General features: G+C 39.2%; 17 protein-coding genes. 7 read left to right on the top strand and 10 right to left on the bottom strand.

From position 1 onward, the window contains the following. Positions 1 to 36: 36 nt before the first annotated feature. From CHB71_RS11495 to CHB71_RS11485, 3 genes are read right to left on the bottom strand one after another with little or no spacing between them, the layout of a single operon-like run. The gene (locus tag CHB71_RS11495; RefSeq protein WP_089357074.1) at positions 37 to 1098 is read right to left on the bottom strand and encodes a DUF4097 family beta strand repeat-containing protein; all 1062 of its coding nucleotides are present in this window, start codon (positions 1096 to 1098) and stop codon (positions 37 to 39) included. Then, complete coding sequence (locus tag CHB71_RS11490) at positions 1070 to 1585, bottom strand: hypothetical protein (protein ID WP_089357073.1); 516 nt, start codon at positions 1583 to 1585, stop codon at positions 1070 to 1072. Before CHB71_RS11490 ends, CHB71_RS11495 begins: the two co-directional genes overlap by 29 nt. Then, complete coding sequence (locus tag CHB71_RS11485) at positions 1578 to 2132, bottom strand: RNA polymerase sigma factor (protein ID WP_089357072.1); 555 nt, start codon at positions 2130 to 2132, stop codon at positions 1578 to 1580. The genes CHB71_RS11490 and CHB71_RS11485 overlap by 8 nt, the downstream gene beginning before the upstream one ends. A 330-nt stretch (positions 2133 to 2462) precedes the next feature. Between CHB71_RS11485 and CHB71_RS11480 the strand changes: the two genes are divergently transcribed. The 3 genes from CHB71_RS11480 to CHB71_RS18820 all read left to right on the top strand — a co-directional run bounded on the left by CHB71_RS11480 (position 2463) and on the right by CHB71_RS18820 (position 5371). Next, positions 2463 to 3929 (top strand): TolB family protein, encoded by a 1467-nt coding sequence (locus tag CHB71_RS11480; protein ID WP_179213390.1) that lies wholly within the window; start codon positions 2463 to 2465, stop codon positions 3927 to 3929. Between the two features lie 95 nt (positions 3930 to 4024). After that, positions 4025 to 5032, top strand: coding sequence for a 3-oxoacyl-ACP synthase III family protein (locus CHB71_RS11475; RefSeq protein WP_089357070.1), 1008 nt, complete (start codon positions 4025 to 4027; stop codon positions 5030 to 5032). 180 nt (positions 5033 to 5212) lie between these two features. Beyond that, positions 5213 to 5371, top strand: a complete 159-nt coding sequence (locus CHB71_RS18820) for a hypothetical protein (RefSeq protein ID WP_179213389.1) — start codon at positions 5213 to 5215, stop codon at positions 5369 to 5371. A gap of 549 nt (positions 5372 to 5920) precedes the next feature. On the opposite strand, the gene CHB71_RS11470 is transcribed toward CHB71_RS18820, so the two are convergent. Continuing rightward, positions 5921 to 6742: an alpha/beta fold hydrolase gene (locus CHB71_RS11470; RefSeq protein ID WP_089357069.1), complete on the bottom strand. Its 822-nt coding sequence runs from the start codon at positions 6740 to 6742 to the stop codon at positions 5921 to 5923. A gap of 44 nt (positions 6743 to 6786) precedes the next feature. Here CHB71_RS11470 and CHB71_RS11465 point away from each other — a divergent pair, with 44 nt between their 5' ends. The 4 genes from CHB71_RS11465 to CHB71_RS11450 are packed head-to-tail and all read left to right on the top strand — an operon-like array spanning position 6787 to position 9794. Continuing rightward, positions 6787 to 7725 (top strand): phosphoribosylaminoimidazolesuccinocarboxamide synthase, encoded by a 939-nt coding sequence (locus CHB71_RS11465; RefSeq protein ID WP_089357068.1) that lies wholly within the window; start codon positions 6787 to 6789, stop codon positions 7723 to 7725. Further along, positions 7725 to 8096 (top strand): STAS domain-containing protein, encoded by a 372-nt coding sequence (locus CHB71_RS11460; protein WP_089357067.1) that lies wholly within the window; start codon positions 7725 to 7727, stop codon positions 8094 to 8096. The genes CHB71_RS11465 and CHB71_RS11460 overlap by 1 nt, the downstream gene beginning before the upstream one ends. 2 nt (positions 8097 to 8098) lie before the next feature. Beyond that, on the top strand, positions 8099 to 9022 hold the full coding sequence (locus CHB71_RS11455) for a ribonuclease Z (protein WP_089357066.1): 924 nt from the start codon (positions 8099 to 8101) through the stop codon (positions 9020 to 9022). Next, a complete protein-coding gene (locus CHB71_RS11450; protein WP_089357065.1) occupies positions 9012 to 9794 on the top strand; it encodes a queuosine precursor transporter in 783 nt (260 codons plus the stop codon). Before CHB71_RS11455 ends, CHB71_RS11450 begins: the two co-directional genes overlap by 11 nt. 96 nt (positions 9795 to 9890) lie before the next feature. Here CHB71_RS11450 and CHB71_RS11445 read toward each other — a convergent pair whose 3' ends face one another. The 6 genes from CHB71_RS11445 to CHB71_RS11420 are packed head-to-tail and all read right to left on the bottom strand — an operon-like array spanning position 9891 to position 16493. Beyond that, positions 9891 to 11426: an NFACT RNA binding domain-containing protein gene (locus CHB71_RS11445; protein ID WP_089357064.1), complete on the bottom strand. Its 1536-nt coding sequence runs from the start codon at positions 11424 to 11426 to the stop codon at positions 9891 to 9893. After that, positions 11402 to 11815: a four helix bundle protein gene (locus tag CHB71_RS11440; protein WP_144017405.1), complete on the bottom strand. Its 414-nt coding sequence runs from the start codon at positions 11813 to 11815 to the stop codon at positions 11402 to 11404. Before CHB71_RS11440 ends, CHB71_RS11445 begins: the two co-directional genes overlap by 25 nt. 27 nt (positions 11816 to 11842) lie before the next feature. Beyond that, the gene (locus tag CHB71_RS11435; protein WP_089357063.1) at positions 11843 to 12604 is read right to left on the bottom strand and encodes an MBL fold metallo-hydrolase; all 762 of its coding nucleotides are present in this window, start codon (positions 12602 to 12604) and stop codon (positions 11843 to 11845) included. Continuing rightward, entirely contained in the window at positions 12601 to 12876 is a 276-nt protein-coding gene (locus tag CHB71_RS11430; protein WP_089357062.1) for a hypothetical protein, read from the bottom strand. Before CHB71_RS11430 ends, CHB71_RS11435 begins: the two co-directional genes overlap by 4 nt. Beyond that, positions 12866 to 13240, bottom strand: coding sequence for a response regulator (locus CHB71_RS11425; protein WP_089357061.1), 375 nt, complete (start codon positions 13238 to 13240; stop codon positions 12866 to 12868). The genes CHB71_RS11430 and CHB71_RS11425 overlap by 11 nt, the downstream gene beginning before the upstream one ends. Next, positions 13233 to 16493, bottom strand: a complete 3261-nt coding sequence (locus CHB71_RS11420) for a PAS domain S-box protein (RefSeq protein ID WP_089357060.1) — start codon at positions 16491 to 16493, stop codon at positions 13233 to 13235. The genes CHB71_RS11425 and CHB71_RS11420 overlap by 8 nt, the downstream gene beginning before the upstream one ends. Positions 16494 to 16593 lie beyond the last annotated feature (100 nt).

Genomic DNA, 16593 nt, shown 5'->3' with positions numbered 1-16593 from the left:
AAATTGCAGTCTTTTCTTTTATCTAGTCCTAAGTATCTAGTCCATTTTCAGCTTGAGGTTGCCGTAGCTCGAATCAATCCGGATCATTTTGTTTGAGTCACCTTTTCCAATTTTGCCCTTGTATATGCTTTTATTTGATTCCTTCACCCGGTAGTTGAAGGTGGCATCTACATCAGAAGCGTACTTCAGGTCAGAGAATGAGAACTCAGCATTGATATCAGCGTTCATTCCATCTTCAAGTCCAATTTCATACGATCCAAATTTTCCGTCAATATCAATCAAAGTAAATGACTTTGCCAGTTTGTCAATTTTAAAATCTCCCAGATAGCTGCAGTCGAGCTCCAAACTACCAGTCAGTTCCTCTATATCAAAGCCCGAAAAGTGTGCGTCTGCGTCAACTTTTCCAGCTTTTTCTATTTCTACTTTTCCGTATTTGCTTTCCAATTCCAGGTCCATTACATCTCCAATTTCAATGTCAGAGAAACCTTGCTTTAAGTCCAGTTTATCCGCACCGTCAATTTCAAAATCGCTGTATTTGATGGTAGCTTCTCCATCTTTGATTCTGCCCACTGAACCATTACCGAATGAAACTTTAATAGAGGCATCACCGCTCACGTCACCTACTCTCATGGATCCATAAGATACGCTTATTGTCAGGTCATTATCACGGTCACCCATTGCAACATCACCAAAGCTATTTTTGATCTCCAGAGGGTTGCCGTCGGGCATGTATACCGTATAATTCACCTCGAATCCTTCTTCGTTTTTATTGTTTATGTCATCTATCTCTGTTTCAAAATAAATCTCTGAGCTATTTTCTGTGATGTCAATTTCTATGGCATCCAATATTCGTTGTGCCCGATCTTCATTTCGTCCTTTTCCGATGATTTCAACTTTGATGTCAAATTCATTTTTTGTCCATGAGTTTATCTCAACCTTGCCAAACTTATTTTCAATCTTCAGTTTGGTAGTAGCACTCACTTTGTAGTTTTTCTCAACATACTTTTTCTTTTCATCCTGGCCTTTTGCAAGACCTGCCAGGGATACTAAAAAGCATAAGGTGAGAAGTTTATATTTCAATTGATATATCGTTTTCATTGTTTTGGTTTTTGATGTTTTGTAAAATGTCCAGTTGTTTGTTCAGGATGTCAAGTCTCAATTGCAGGTTATTGATCATCGCATCCATCACACGGTCATTGGAAGCATTGGTCTGGTAGGTTTTCTTTAGTTCTACATACATAGAGTCCAGTTGGTCGATCTCTACCAAAAATTGTTCTTGTTGCTCAGGAGTGAGTTGAGCTTTTATTTCTTGTTTACGTTGCGAGATTAATTTCACATAGTAGTCTTCAGCCTGATTAAATTCTTCACTCAGGTAAGGGCCTTCCTCAACTTCAGCGTTTCGATCGATCATAAGAAAGATGGTTGAAGCCATGAAAAGCATAGCTGCCACTTTCCACACAGTAGGCCAGATTGATCTTTTCTTGCTCAGATCATTATCAATCCCTTTCCAAACATTTTCTGATGGAGTGGCATCATCGAACACCTCTCGGTTTTCCATGATAAATTTTTCTAGTTGATCACCCATAATTCACCTCCTGTGTTACAATCATTTTCAATTTATCTTTTGCTCGTTTATACTGAGACTTAGAAGTTGATTCTGTAACCCCTAGTATTTCACTTATTTCTTTATGGTCATACCCCTCGAATAGGTAGAGTGATAGTACCGTTCTGAAGCCTGAAGGCAATAATTTTATTGCGTTTTTAATCTGGTCAACTGAATAATTCGGCTCAGTTTTTTCAGGTTCATATTCACTTGCTTCTTCTTTTATGTCTTCAACAAGCATTAAATCTTTTTTCACCTTTTGTACATGGTTAAGTGCTTTGTTTATCACTATGCGCTTAAGCCATGCTCCAAATGAAGCATCCTCCCTATAGCTGTCGAGCTTTTGGAATGCGCTTACGAATGCTTCCTGCAAAACATCCTCAGCATCATCCATGTCGCCAGTGATCCGCAATGCCGTATTAAACATCGCCTTGTTGTACAGATTGTAAATCTCAAACTGTGCAGCACGATCATCATCTCGGCACCTGGCTATCAGGTCGGCATGTATATTCACCGTTGTTGCTTTCAATTTCTAAGGTTAGTTCAGTTTAAAGACTGGATAAAAATAGAGGGGTTGCATACAAATGATAAATTTCACGTATGTTTTTATAACTCACTGAATTACATCTGTTTTTTGTCTGGTGGATTATAGACCTAGTTATTTATTTTATCGTATTTATACGTATTGATTGCTTGAAAAAGCATGGCATTTAACTTATTTATTCATAGAGGTTTAGGGTTATTTATTTAGACTTGTAAAGGAATTGTTATTGGAAATATGATAGGTACTATTCGCATATCGTTGATTGCACTCACATTGCTACTATTTACTGATGTCCAGAGTCAGAGTATTTTTAAAATGTATAAGGAAGCAGAAGAAGTTTTTTATGATGAGAAGTTTGGAGAGGCCTTGACCAAATATCTGGAGATTGAAGAAATTGAAGAAAACTATGAGGATATTCAGTATAAAATTGAAATATGTAAGCTTTTGTCAATAACCCAATATGAAGATATGGAGCCCTTTTATAGCTTCGAAGAAGTGATGGGTGCAAGAGATAAGTTCTATTATTACTGGGAGGGCAGAATTCTGATGAAGGAGTATGAATTTGAAGAGGCTCTTGAGTCACTCAAAAAGTTTATCAGTTTGCCAGCCAAGAAGAGTGACATCATCCTGGAAGAAGCACGCAGATGGGCCAATTGGGCGGTGGCGGCAAAGAAGTTTATGGACAATCCAAAGTTTTATGAAATTCACCTGTTGGAGAGGGGATTAAATACGGAGTATGCTGAACTAAGTCCAGTGTATTTCGCAGATAAAGAAGAGCTTTTATTCCTTTCAAATCGTGATCCTCAAAGGCCTGATCAATTTCAAATTTATCATAGCAGGCATGAGGGAAGTCGTTCCTGGTCTGAGCCGGAAGTGATTTATAATGTGGGAACTTTTACCAGAGAAAATTCGAACATTGAAGTGGTTGCCGAAGATGGTAGACTTTTTCAATTTAGAACTGATAAAGGGGGTGATCTTTTTTATAGTGAACCAACTGATTCCAAAACAGGGTGGTCAGTACCTAAAGAGTTTGACAGTAAAATCTCTACCACACATTTAAGCTCTCATTTCTTTATTAATGAACATGAAGATCGAATCATTTTCTCAAAAAATGTTGGCAGTAGTAAAGATCCGAATCTTGACTTGTTTCAATCCATCAAAGATCCTGAATCCGGCGAATGGAGTAAGCCTGCATTATTCGCTACTACCATAAACAGCGAATACAATGAAGACAGTCCATATTTGAGCCCTGATGAGAAAACACTCTATTTTGCTTCTGATGGTCATGAAACCATGGGTGGTTATGATATATTCAAATCCGAATTTGACAGCAATACATTAACCTGGTCAGAACCGGAAAATCTTGGATTTCCAGTTAACTCACCGGATGATGAGATACACTTTAAGTTGAATGCAGATCAAATGTCTGGCTACTTCACATCCAACAGGCTGCATACCATAGGCGATTATGATATTTTCTTCTTTTGGGAGATACATACGGTTAAAATAAAAGGACGTGTGATAGATGGTGCTACCGGTCAACCTATTACGAATGCAAGGATATTTTTTAGGCCAGTGGAGTATACAGATATGTACTTTTTCTCACCAATAGATGAAAATGGACGATATGAAATGCAAATCAATGCAGATGACGTCTATGAGGTTGAAATCAAAATGAATGATACGAGGGAGGTAACTTCGTTGGAAGATTTTGAAATACACTCAACAGGAGGTACAAGTACCACATACCTGAAAGATTTTCACATAGGAGACAATCCTTAGGAGATGCTTATTGACGATGAAATACACAGTACTTATTAAGTCTATCGTCCGATAATTCATTCCTCTTTTCTGTATATTAGATCAAAATAAACAGCATGTATACCTCAACTATTGCAGGTCTAGGACATTATGTACCCGATAATGTTGTGACCAATGATGACCTGTCCAAAATGATGGACACCAACGACGAATGGATTACAGAACGAACAGGAATTAAAGAACGCAGATGGGTAGATCCTAAAACAGGAGATAGCCCTTCCACGATGGGAACAAAGGCCGCTCGGATAGCTATCAAAAATGCAGGATTAACACCTGATGATATTGACTTCATTATTTTCGCTACACTTAGCCCTGACTATTACTTTCCCGGACCGGGTGTTATGGTACAAGAACAACTTGGTGTAAAAGAAATAGGAGCTTTGGATGTAAGAAATCAATGCTCCGGTTTTGTTTATGGAATCTCTATTGCCGATCAGTTTGTAAAAACAGGAATGTATAAGAATGTGCTTGTGATTGGAGCAGAAAATCACTCAGGAGGACTAGAGAAGTCTTCACGCGGCAGGGGAGTGACCGTGATTTTTGGAGACGGGGCTGGAGCTGCGGTAGTGCAGCGTTGTGAAGATTCCGGCAAAGGAATTTTATCCACTCACCTGCATTCTGAAGGGAAACATGCCGAGGAATTGGCACTCATCGGTCCAAGTACCGGACGATGGGTTCCTGAAATCATTAAGGAAAACGATCCCGAAGATGCCTCATACTATCCATATATGAATGGAAACTTTGTTTTCAAGCATGCCGTGACACGTTTTATGGAAGTGATTGGGGAGGCATTAGCCACCAATAATCATAAGCCGGAAGAGATAGACTTGCTTGTACCCCATCAGGCTAATTTGCGAATAAGCCAATTCGTTCAAAAGAAAATGGGACTGTCGGATGATCAGGTTTATAACAACATTATGCGGTATGGGAATACTACAGCGGCATCTATCCCAATAGCAATGAGTGAAGCCTGGCAAGAGGGTAAGATCAAAGAAGGCGATCTTGTTTGCCTGGCTGCCTTTGGAAGCGGGTTCACCTGGGCTTCTGCACTGATCAAGTGGTAGGCGTGCATACTATTTAGCACTATCAAATAGGACAAAACATACGATTTTATCGATTAATAAGGTGATAACTTATTTTTAATTGCATTTTTTAAAGAACTTATTTAATTATTTTAATTATATGCTTGAAATAATTAAATTTGTTCTCAACAAAATATAAATCAACGATAATCATAAAGCAGAATGAAATTTGTAAAAACACTTCTTGGAAAATCGACTGATGAAAACAAGTTGAAAATGAAAAAAGAGTCAGCTGGAGAGTGGGTGGTTAGAAAAGGATCAACTGTACTTTATATCGGATCTAAAGATAAGTGCGAGACCTACATGAGTCACGCAATGTAAGAATCAGCTAGAGGAAAATACCTCACCTTGGGCAATGCATCTCACCAGGCATTGCCTTTTTTTATGCCGTATTTATTTTTAAATATGAAAATATTTATAAAAAATTGTATTAATTTGAAACAAAAATTGTTATATTTATGTTTAATATTTGAAAGATGCAATTTTATAAATAAATCACGTTCTTTTAGTATATGAGCATTTTAGAATTATTTGCAGGTAGAAGGAATCCCAGACGGGTCAAAATTGCCAAGACAAAGGATGGCAATGAGTGGATGGTGAAGAAAGGGTTTAAGATTTTATATATCGGATCGAAGAAGAAATGCGAAAAATATTTAGAGAACGCATTATTGATGTAAAACTAAAAATACGCACCATGAATATTTTTAAATTTTTCGCCAAAAGAGAAGATAAGGACAGGGTCCGATTAACAAAATCACAAACAGGTGACTGGATGGTAAAGAAAGGTTTTAGCATCCTATATATTGGCAGCAAGGAAAAGTGCGAGACATTTATGAAACAGACACTTAGTGTCTAGCTATGGATGATAGGTCATTTGCGATTTGCAAGCTTGCGGATCGCATCTACTATCTCCTGCGGATGTGTCCAGGGAATAAAGTGATTCACATCTTCTAACAGATTAACTTCCAATATAGTATCCGACAACATCCTTTTCGCGAAGGCTGCATTTTCTTTAGGCACCAGCGAATCCTCGCTTCCTTGAATAATTATCGTTGGTATTATTATTTGTTCCCAAAGCGGCAGCATCTCTTCCAGCTCTTCCTTTAATCCCATTATTTCAGCATTGCTCACTTCAAATTCCTTTGGCGTGAAAAATGCCCCAACTTTTGTGTCTATCACTTTTCTAAACCATTCTTCTTCTTCAAGCTCGGGATCGATGGATGGAGCTACTAACACCATCCCATGATAGTTTTCAGGAAAGTCCATGGCCATTCTGGCAGCAACCGGTCCACCTAATGAATGTCCAATAATCACCTTTACGTCTTGTTCGAATTGTGCTATTGCCTGATTCATGAAGCTTGCCTGTGCTTTTATTGACCGCTCTACTTCCCCAAAACCTGACCCACCAAATCCCGGACGATCGATCGCAAGAAGATCAAAATCTATTAATAGTGTATCATTCTTGAAGAAATCAATAAATGCATTCCATGAGCCCGGAGATCCATGAATAAACACAGCAAGTTTATCCCTGCCCTGATTAGTAAAGGCATAATGGATGCTTCTACCTTCCAATTCCAGATTGCCGAATGAAATAGCAACGGTGTTATCTCGGAAGTCTTCTTTGGCATCTTCATCCGATATCCGAAATTCACAGCCAACACAAACAGCAATAAGAAAGATTACTTTTTTCATTCCACTTCGGAGCAATCGTTATCGTGGAGCTATATTTGCCGTCTATGTCAGAAGGCATCATTTCCACCAATTTTCAATTTAAAGGACAAACCGGAAAATACACCGGAAAGGTTCGCGAAGTATACGAGTTTGGCGATAAATTGGCTATGATTGCCACCGATCGGATTTCTGCATTCGATGTGGTTTTACCAAGGCCTATCCCATTTAAAGGGCAGGTTTTGAACCAACTAGCGGCTAAATTTTTGGCAGCAACAAAGGATATTGTTCCAAACTGGGTAGAGTCAACCCCTCACCCTAACGTGACATTTGGTAAGCGGTGCGAACCGTTCAAAGTAGAGATGGTCATTCGTGGCTACCTCACTGGTCATGCCTGGAGGGAGTATCGCGATGGGAAGAGAATATTGTGTGGAGTATCCATGCCTGAGGGAATGCGCGAAAACGAAAAGTTTCCAACTCCAATAATTACTCCTACAACCAAGGCAGATGAAGGACATGATGAAGATATTTCAAGGGAAGAAATTTTAAATCAAGGAATTGTTTCTGAGTCAGACTATGTGCAGTTAGAAGACTATACGAGAAAACTTTTTGAAAGAGGAACAAAAATAGCAGCAGATCGTGGATTGATTCTGGTGGACACAAAGTATGAATTCGGAAAGTATAATGGGCAAATCTTCTTAATAGATGAGGTGCATACACCTGATTCATCCAGGTATTTTTATGCTGAACCATACCGGAGTTTATTAGAAAAAAATGAGCCGCAGAAACAACTTTCGAAAGAGTTCGTAAGACAATGGCTGATATCTGAAGGTTTTCAGGGGAAGGAAGGACAGCAGATACCTGAAATGCCGGATGAAAGAATTACCTTAATTTCTGAAAGATATATTGAACTTTACGAGAACATCTCGGGAGAAAAGTTTGTTAAGGACGAATACTCAAATAAATTAGCCCGAATTAAAGAGGAAATCATACAAATAGTAGAATAATGGAATTTGCAGTCGATAAATACGAAAACTATTCAATGGCGAAAATCAATCAGGAAAAAGTTGATTCTACCATGGCGCCAGAGTTGAAATCAGAATTCATGAAACTGGCACAGGATGGAGTTAAAAGCCTGATCGTTAATATGGAGACTGTGAAATACGTGGATTCCAGTGGTTTGAGTGCTTTGCTTGTGGGGAATCGATCATTCGGTGAGTCAGGCGCATTCGTGCTCTATAACGTAACAGACCATGTCATGAAGCTAATTTCCATTAGCCAGCTTGATAAAGTGATGACAGTTGTTAAAAGTCAGGAAGAGGCAGCAGATGCTGTTTTATTGTCTGCCATTCAAAAAGGTCAGGGTGCAGCTGAATAAAGTTGAGCCTTGAACTTTTAATACTAGGATCTAATTCAGCGGCGTTTGCACATCGTCGGCATCACACTGCGCAATTATTTAAACTTCAGGATCAGCAGTTTTTGATTGACTGTGGGGAAGGTACCCAGCTTTTAATGAAGCGAAATAAGGTAAAGCTTTCCCGCATTGATCATATCTTCATCTCTCACCTTCATGGAGATCACTATTTTGGGTTGATCGGTTTACTTTCAACCATGCATCTTTTTGGTAGAAAAAAAGAATTGATACTGATTGGCCCTCCCGGGCTCAAAGAAATCATACAATTGCAGCTTAGACACTCAGAAACTGCTCTCAATTTTCCGATTGATTTCACTGAGTTTAAGCCCGGTGAAACATCAATTGTTTTGGATCATCCTAAATACAATGTCACAGCTCTCCCTATGGATCATCGGGTGCCATGTTCCGGATACCTCTTTAAGGAAAAACCAAAAAAGCGTAGGATCAATCGCAAAATGTTACCTGAAGTGAAGTTGTCCAACCTGGATATTGTTCGACTGAAAGATGGAGAAGATATCCTGAATGAAGATGGATCGGTAAAATATGAAAACAAGCTACTTACAATGGATCCTAACCCAAGTTTTAGCTATGCTTTTTTTTCAGATACAAAGCTTCGGCCCGAACTGCAAAAGATGATTGAAGGGGTAGATATGCTCTATCATGAAGCTACGTTTGCGAATGACATGAAAGACCGGGCGGAGCAGACCTATCATACAACAGCTGAGCAAGCCGCACAGTATGCAAAAGAAGCGAATGTAGGGAAATTGATCTTAGGACATTTTTCTGCCAGGTATAAGGAATTAGATCCAATCATTAATGAAGCCAAGGCGGTATTTCCAAATACAGAACTTGCAATAGAGGGTACTAAATTCGTTGTGGATGGGAAATAAAAAACAAAACCTCTTCATCATTCTCGGAGCTGTCTTTTTGACCAATGCTATACTTGCCGAGCTTATAGGCGTAAAAATTTTTTCACTTGAAGAAACACTTGGCTGGCAGCCAGCCAACCTTGATGTTTTCGGCTACACATTGGATTTCAATCTGACCGCAGGGGTCATGATCTGGCCAGTGGTTTTTATTACTACTGATATCATTAACGAGTACTTTGGCAAGGCCGGTGTGAGAAAGATCAGTCTGATTGCTGTTGGTTGCATTACCTATGCTTTTCTGATGATTTGGCTGGTGACCAAGCTAAGTCCAGCCGCCTTTTGGCTTGAAGTCAACAATGCAGATCCAGAAGGGAACTACTTCAATATGAATTACGCATTTAATAAAATATACACCCAGGGGCTGGGGATTATTGTAGGTTCTATCATTGCATTTTTGATCGGTCAGCTATTAGATGTGATTATTTTTCAGCGTTTGCGAAAAATTACCGGCGAGAAAATGATATGGTTAAGAGCAACAGGCTCAACGCTTATTTCTCAGCTTATTGACAGCTTTGTTGTGCTGGCTATTGCCTTTTACATTCTGGCACCCGCTGAGAATAGATGGGACTTTTCGCAAGTGATCTCAGTAGGCTCCCTCAATTATATCTACAAGTTTATTGTAGCCATAGCACTAACTCCTGTTATTTATCTGGGGCACTATTTGATTGATCGTTACCTCGGCAAAGAGGAGGCCGATCGGATCAAGGAAGAAGCCAGTGAGAGTAGGTTTTGAAAGCTCCTGTAAAAGATTTTTAGCTCATTGAAGAAGCATTTTACTTGATGACTATAAATTATCAGACAGGTACTTCGCTATTACTTGCTGGTGGCCTCAGTTTAGTGTCTTCGGCTCCACCATCACTACCTCTTCTTTTTCCACAATGACCTGGCCGGCAGGAGCTCCTTTCATTTTCCGCACGAATTTTTTTTGTGTGTAGATAACAGGGCAAAGGGTATCGGTTTTTCGTTTGGAGTTGGCGGCAGCCAACGCAGCTGCTTTTTCAATGATATGTATTGGGTAGTTTTGTCCGGGCTTTTGGCGTACAACCACATGCGACCCTGCCACATCTTTGGCATGAAGCCAGAGATCGTTTTTATTCGCTACTTTCAGTGTTAACTCGTCATTGGCTTTCGCATGCTTGCCAAGGAGGATTTGCCAACCGTCATACTCAAACTCATGATAGGGGAGATGCTCCACTTTTACTTTTTCCTTCTGGCCTAATCCATAGTCTTTCAGGTATTTTCTTAGCTCTTTGGTGTCCGATATTTCGTCAATGCGCAGAATCTGTCTACTTAGCTTATCAATTAGCTTTTCTTTGGCTGCAATATTTTCCTTAAGTGAATCAATTTCCTGATGCCTGTTTTTAGCTTTTCGGTATAGATTCTCTGCGTTTTTCTGAGGGCTTAACTCGCGATTAAGCTTGATCTCAATAGGCTCATCTGTATAGAAATCATGTAGCACTGCTTTGGATAGCCCGGTTTGCAGACTGTTAAGATTGGCCATCAATATATTGGCCACTTCGTCCGGACTTCTCGCATTTTCAACCTGCCGGAGTTTAGTCTTAGTCTTTGATATATAGTTCTCCGACTTTTTGATCTTTTGCTTCAGCTTGTTGATTGCCTGTGATTTTTCCTTCTCAAAATAGAAGTTCCTGACAGTCTTGTTATACAACCAATTAGTAGCTGATACGGCTGAATTAGTATTTTCAGGTGAGCCATTAAGCAAACTGATAGATGGTCCATCATGTAAGTAGATCGGATTACTCTCAAGCTGTGATAACAGTTGATTGAACAACGCCCATTTCTTTACGTCTTGCTTTTCGTAGTATCCGGTTTGTTCCAGGTACAACCTGGTTTCCTTACCCAAGGCAGGAATCAAGGATGTTGGATCGTAATTGTTATCAACCAATGCTGATTCAGAGATTTCAATGTTCTGATTTAAAGCTGTTGGTAGTATCTCAAAATCCTGACTCAGGTTCTTGCGAAAGATGTTTACAATCTCATTGTTTATGCTATGGAGAATATTGGCTCTTCGTGCATGCATTTTAAATATCAATGCATCTTCTCCTAATTCGACTTGAAAAGACCGCTCGTATTTAAAGGCAGAAACGCCGGTGATTTCTTTGTCAAGTAAGTCTGTGAAAAGGTCTACACTGTTTTTACCGGCACGTGCAAAATCTTCAGGAAATGAGAGGAGCGATACATTGGGATCAAGGTTTGCTCTTATATAAAATGACTGATTTGGATCGCCAAACCCCAAAATAAGTTCGTCTTTGTTTTGGGAGAAGCACTCCAGTAGAGTCAGACCTTTTAGTCGCTCTTCCAGTTCTTTAACCAGACGTTTTAGAAAAAAGTAATTGTGGAACATTCTGGTTGCTTGTTGCTAGTTGACTGGTTGTTATTTCCAGCTTGATTCAACGTATTGAATGAATTTATTTTTCTACCAAGTTGGTCGTAGGCAGATTTAAGTTCATTTAGAGGTTTTTCATTGTAATGAATATCACTGATCATGTCCAATTGTGAGGTGGTTTCATCGCAGGACGCTTGAGCATATACAAGAAATTTTAGAAAATCATTTTTATATCTCCTTCTTCCATATCCCTCAACAATATTGTCTTTTATACTCTTACTCGCTCTTCTAATTTGGCTGCCTTGCTCATATAATTCATAGGAAGGAAGCTTGAGGCTCACCTTATGTATTTCAATAGCAAGTTGGTAAGCCTCTTTATAAATATCTAAATCTCGATAACTTTTCATGTAATGAAAATAACCAGAAACTAGTAACTAGATTACTAGCTTCAGCCCGTCCCACGCAATTTCCACATTCTCTGGTAACTCTTTTGATACCGCAAAGTGCGTTCCCATGAAATGACCAATGTGCGTCAAGTATCCCTTTTCCGGCTTTAGTTCCTCAATCAATTCCAAAGCTTCTTCCAGATTAAAGTGACTGATGTGACTTTTTTTCTGTAATGCATTGAGAACCAGAATTTTTGATCCTTTGATCTTTTCTTTCTCTTCTTCAGCGATGTGGTTTGCATCGGTGATATACGTGAAGTCTCCAAAACGAAATCCCAGAACTGGGAGTTTGTAGTGCATAACTTCAATTGGCTGAATATCAATTCCATTGATTTGAAAAGTCTCATTCTCAATTGGATTTGTATCTACTCGTGGAACACCCGGATACTTACTGTCTTCGAAAATGTAGGAAAACTCCTGTTTCAGCCGCCCCAATACATGTGAGGTAGCATAAATAGGCATGTCTTTTTTTTGCAAAAAGTTGAAGCTTCGTATGTCATCCAGCCCGGCAACATGATCCTTGTGTGCATGTGTAAATAATACTGCGTCTAGTTTGTCTACTCGTTCTCGGAGCATTTGTTGTCTGAAATCCGGTCCGGTATCCACTACTATGTGTGTTCCATCGATCTCTACCAAAATGGATGATCTCAGGCGATTATCCCGGTAGTCTACTGAACTGCAAACCTCACATTTGCAACCAATAACCGGAATCCCTTGTGATGTGCCTGTTCCAAGGAATGTGATCTTCACAATTGAAGTTGATTATTAGTGATTTCAGAGTAAAGTTTTCTGTTTCCTTCGCTGAGTTTGCTGGAGTCTACTTTGATAGATCGTATGATCTCAATGAGACTATTGACCTTTCCTTCTAATGCGAAAAATTTATTGATCACCGCTACTCTGCTTTCATTTAGAATGCAATAGCCTGATTGGAAGTTCCCTTTTTCATATCGGAGAATGTAATCTGTTTCCGACATGATGTCCTCCAGCTTATGAAGAAAGTGATTGGTGTATTTAATTGTCATCCGTATACTTCTTTACCATTTCCACAACCGAGTCATAGTTTAAGGGTTTAGGTATAAAAGCATTGATCCCGACTTCTTCAAAATCTTCCATAGTATAGTTGTTGGCATTGCCTGTGATTGCAACAATTGGAATTTCACTATTATTTCCAGGCATGCTTCTGATTTGCTTTGCGCATTCCATTCCATCCATTATCGGCATATGAATGTCTAGCAAAACGAGGCTATAATCCTCTTTCTGTAACAGGTCAAGTACCTGCTGCCCGTTTTTAACAGATGAAATTTCATAGTTAAGCTGTGAAAGAATTTTCTTCGTTAGGTTTTGAATGACACTGCTGTCCTCGGCTACAATTATTTTTTTACTCATTGGTGACTAATAGGTTTTGGCTACTTTCTTTAAACTCCTGAAACAGCGCTTTTAAATGCTGCACTTCACCTTCCATACCCTCAAATTTATTTTCTTTTAGTCGTTTTTCCATAGAAGCCGCCTGCTTCGATAGTTTTTCTACTCCCAGTGTCCCTGCATTCCCTTTTAGGGTATGTAATTCACCTCTCATTTTTTCATAATCTTCGGATGAAAGATGCTTTTCGGTATTGGCAACTAATTCCTCGGCTTCCTCTTCAAACTCCTTGAGTGTAGATTCTATCAATTCATATCCACCAAATTTTGCCAATTGGTTAAGTGTATTTTGATTGATTGCAAGATCTTCAGCTTTTTCCACAATAGACTCGATAGAAACTTCTATTGGTTTGAAATCCACCCATTTCTTCACTTTATCTATGAGCATGTCGGCCTTAATTGGTTTCGCAAGATAGTCGTCTAAACCGGCCTTTAGAAATCGCTCCCTGTCTTCCTCCATAGAATAGGCTGTCATGGCAATAATGGGGGTATTTGATCCATATTTAAGCTTTCTGATTTCTTGAGTTGCTTTAATACCATCCATTTTTGGCATTTGGATGTCCATGAATATCAGGTCGAAATTGGTTTTTTCTACCTTTTCTATTGCATGAAAGCCATCATATGCCTCTTCTATTTGACAACCTGATTTGATCATAATGCTGCTGGCAACCTTCCGGTTTACATCATTGTCGTCCACAAGCAATATTTTAGGTTGTTTTCCGGTAAATTCTTTCGTGAATGGTTTGTCTGGTTGTGCAGTATTAATTTGATCTTCAGAAACTTCCTCTCCCATGAAAGTGAACCAAAACGTACTGCCAAGACCTGGAGTAGACACCACTCCAATTTCACCCTTCATTGATTTTACTAGCTCGCGAGAGATTGCTAATCCCAACCCTGTTCCTCCAAAATTTTTGGTGCTGCTATTGTCCAGCTGGTGAAAGCTTTGGAAAAGGCTTTTTTGATCTTCATCTGATATACCTATCCCAGAATCTTTGATCGCAACTTTAAAAACATATTGTTTACCCCTTTTCTTGAGCAATCGTATGCTCATGTTGATATTGCCTTTATTTTCGCTAAATTTTATGGCATTTGAGGTCAGATTCGACAGGACTTGTATCAATCGGGTTTCATCCCCAATCACCCATTCAGGAATTCGATCATCAATGTGATAAAAAAGATTATTGTCTTTGGATGAAGCTTGCTGAGAGAACAAGTCATAAACTTTTTCTATTGTTTTCACCAAGTGCAGCGGCTGTTGTCTCAAATCCATTTTTCCAGCCTCGATTTTAGACAAGTCAAGGATGTCATTCAGGATATTGAGCAAAGTTTGCGAAGATTTATTGATTGTCTTCACATATTCTGATTGTTCACCATTCAGCTTTGTGCTTGCCAAAAGGTCGATCATTCCGATGATTCCGTTCATTGGAGTACGAATCTCATGGCTCATGTTTGCCAGAAACCGCTCCTTTATTTTTAATGAACGCTCGGCCATTTCTTTCGCTCGTTTTAGCTCTTCATTGGTCTTTTTTAGCTGTGAAATGTCTCTCGCTACACCTTCTATTTCAACAGATCCATCATCTTTATGGATCAATCGGATATTGAACAAGAACTGCAGCTTTTTCCCGTGTGCAGTATTTAAGGTTCCTTCAACGTTTCTTATCCTGTTTTCTTTTTTAATCCGTGCCCCTATTTCTCTCACTTGTCTGGCTTTGTCAGCAAACTGCATCACAGGCATGTTAATAACCTGATCCGGAGAGTAACTGAGGACTTCCTGAACAGACGGACTGATCATGGTAATAATGCCCTCCATATTGCACCTGAAATAAATATCCTGGAATGACTCGAAGATGGTTCTAAACTTCTCCTCGCTGGCAATAAGGGCACTTTCAGACTCTTTCTTTTCGGTGATGTCATTGGCAATGATTGAAAGCTCTTCAATTCTACCATTGGGAAGGAAAATAGGGTTGACAAAAACCTCACGCCATACCATTTTCCCTTTCTTATCCAGGTTGTTTGTTTGGAAGTTGATGAATTTACCAGTGAAGGCTTCTTCATACTTTGACATCCAGAAATCTCTAATATCATCGGTTAACTGATCGTTTGCGACTTCCGTAATGCTGGTGCCTATCTTAGGTTTAAACCCGTAGTATTTCTTAAAGGCTACTTCATAATTCTGGTTAAACGATGTAAACCTAAATTTTTTGTCAACAGACCAGATTTCATGTGTACTACTATCGAAAATTGCACCGAGTGTAGCCGCCTGGTTCTCTATTTTTTCTTCTTTATGCTGGCGTTCCATTGCCAGACTTATTTGACCACCGATATAATCTAGAAGCTCCAGGTCTTTGTTGTTAAAGGCACTTTGATCCTGGTAGCTACAAATAGACATTACACCAGTATCTGTCGCAGTTCTAATGATTATACCAAGCCAGATCTTAGGTATTGGATCCTTGAAATCTATTCCTTCCTGTTGGCTTATTTTTTCTATCCCGTCCTGATAAATGATTAGCGACCTATCTCTTTGTAGCGTGTAATCCATTAATGAACGATCTACATCGAGAGTGAAATCATGTGCATCAGCCTTTTCGTTGATGAAGAAAATTTGTTGATACTTTTTCCCTTCCTGAAGTGAGATGTGGAAATTTTGAACCTTCAACATCTGGTTGAGCTGGTGGTAAATGTTTTTGTACAGTTGCTCCAGATCATTTTCAGTAATTGTGATATTCGCAATCTGGTAATAGAGACTTTGTGCACTCTCAGCTCTAATTCGCTCTGTTATATCATAAAAAACGCACCTGTATTCGACGGGCTCGTCGTTCTCGAAAACAGACGTCATCTTTCCAGTCACATAAATATTTTTCCCTGACCTGGAAATCAAAACGGTTTCGAAACGTTCAAACCTGCTGCCTGCTGTAATTTTTAGAATGTTTTGAAGTGTGCCTCTTTGGTACTCGTGATGGACAGCTTCCAAAAACTTCATGCTGGTTATTTCGTCCTCATCATAACCCAGCTTTTTTTTCACCGCTTCATTGGCAAAGCGGATTTCACCTGTTCTTTTAAAGATGATGATCAGGTCATTAGAATTATCAAATAGATCTTTGAGGTTTTGATTGGTTTTTTCAACCAACGTATAATAGTCACGTTGGGTATTGTCGAGCTGAGCCTCCAGGTTAGCTATTTTCTTCTTTAGCTGATTAATATCGTTTTCCACCTCTGCCATATCGAGGACTAAGCCCTTATATAAAATGGCCACAATGCTTCAATGACGTTTAAATTGCAGCCCTGAATATCTTTATTTACAAATGATGTCATAAGCATTA

The sequence above is a fragment of the Ekhidna lutea genome (assembly GCF_900188325.1).
In the GTDB taxonomy this organism is placed as follows: domain Bacteria; phylum Bacteroidota; class Bacteroidia; order Cytophagales; family Cyclobacteriaceae; genus Ekhidna; species Ekhidna lutea.
This window is presented reverse-complemented; position numbering and strand designations above follow the sequence as displayed.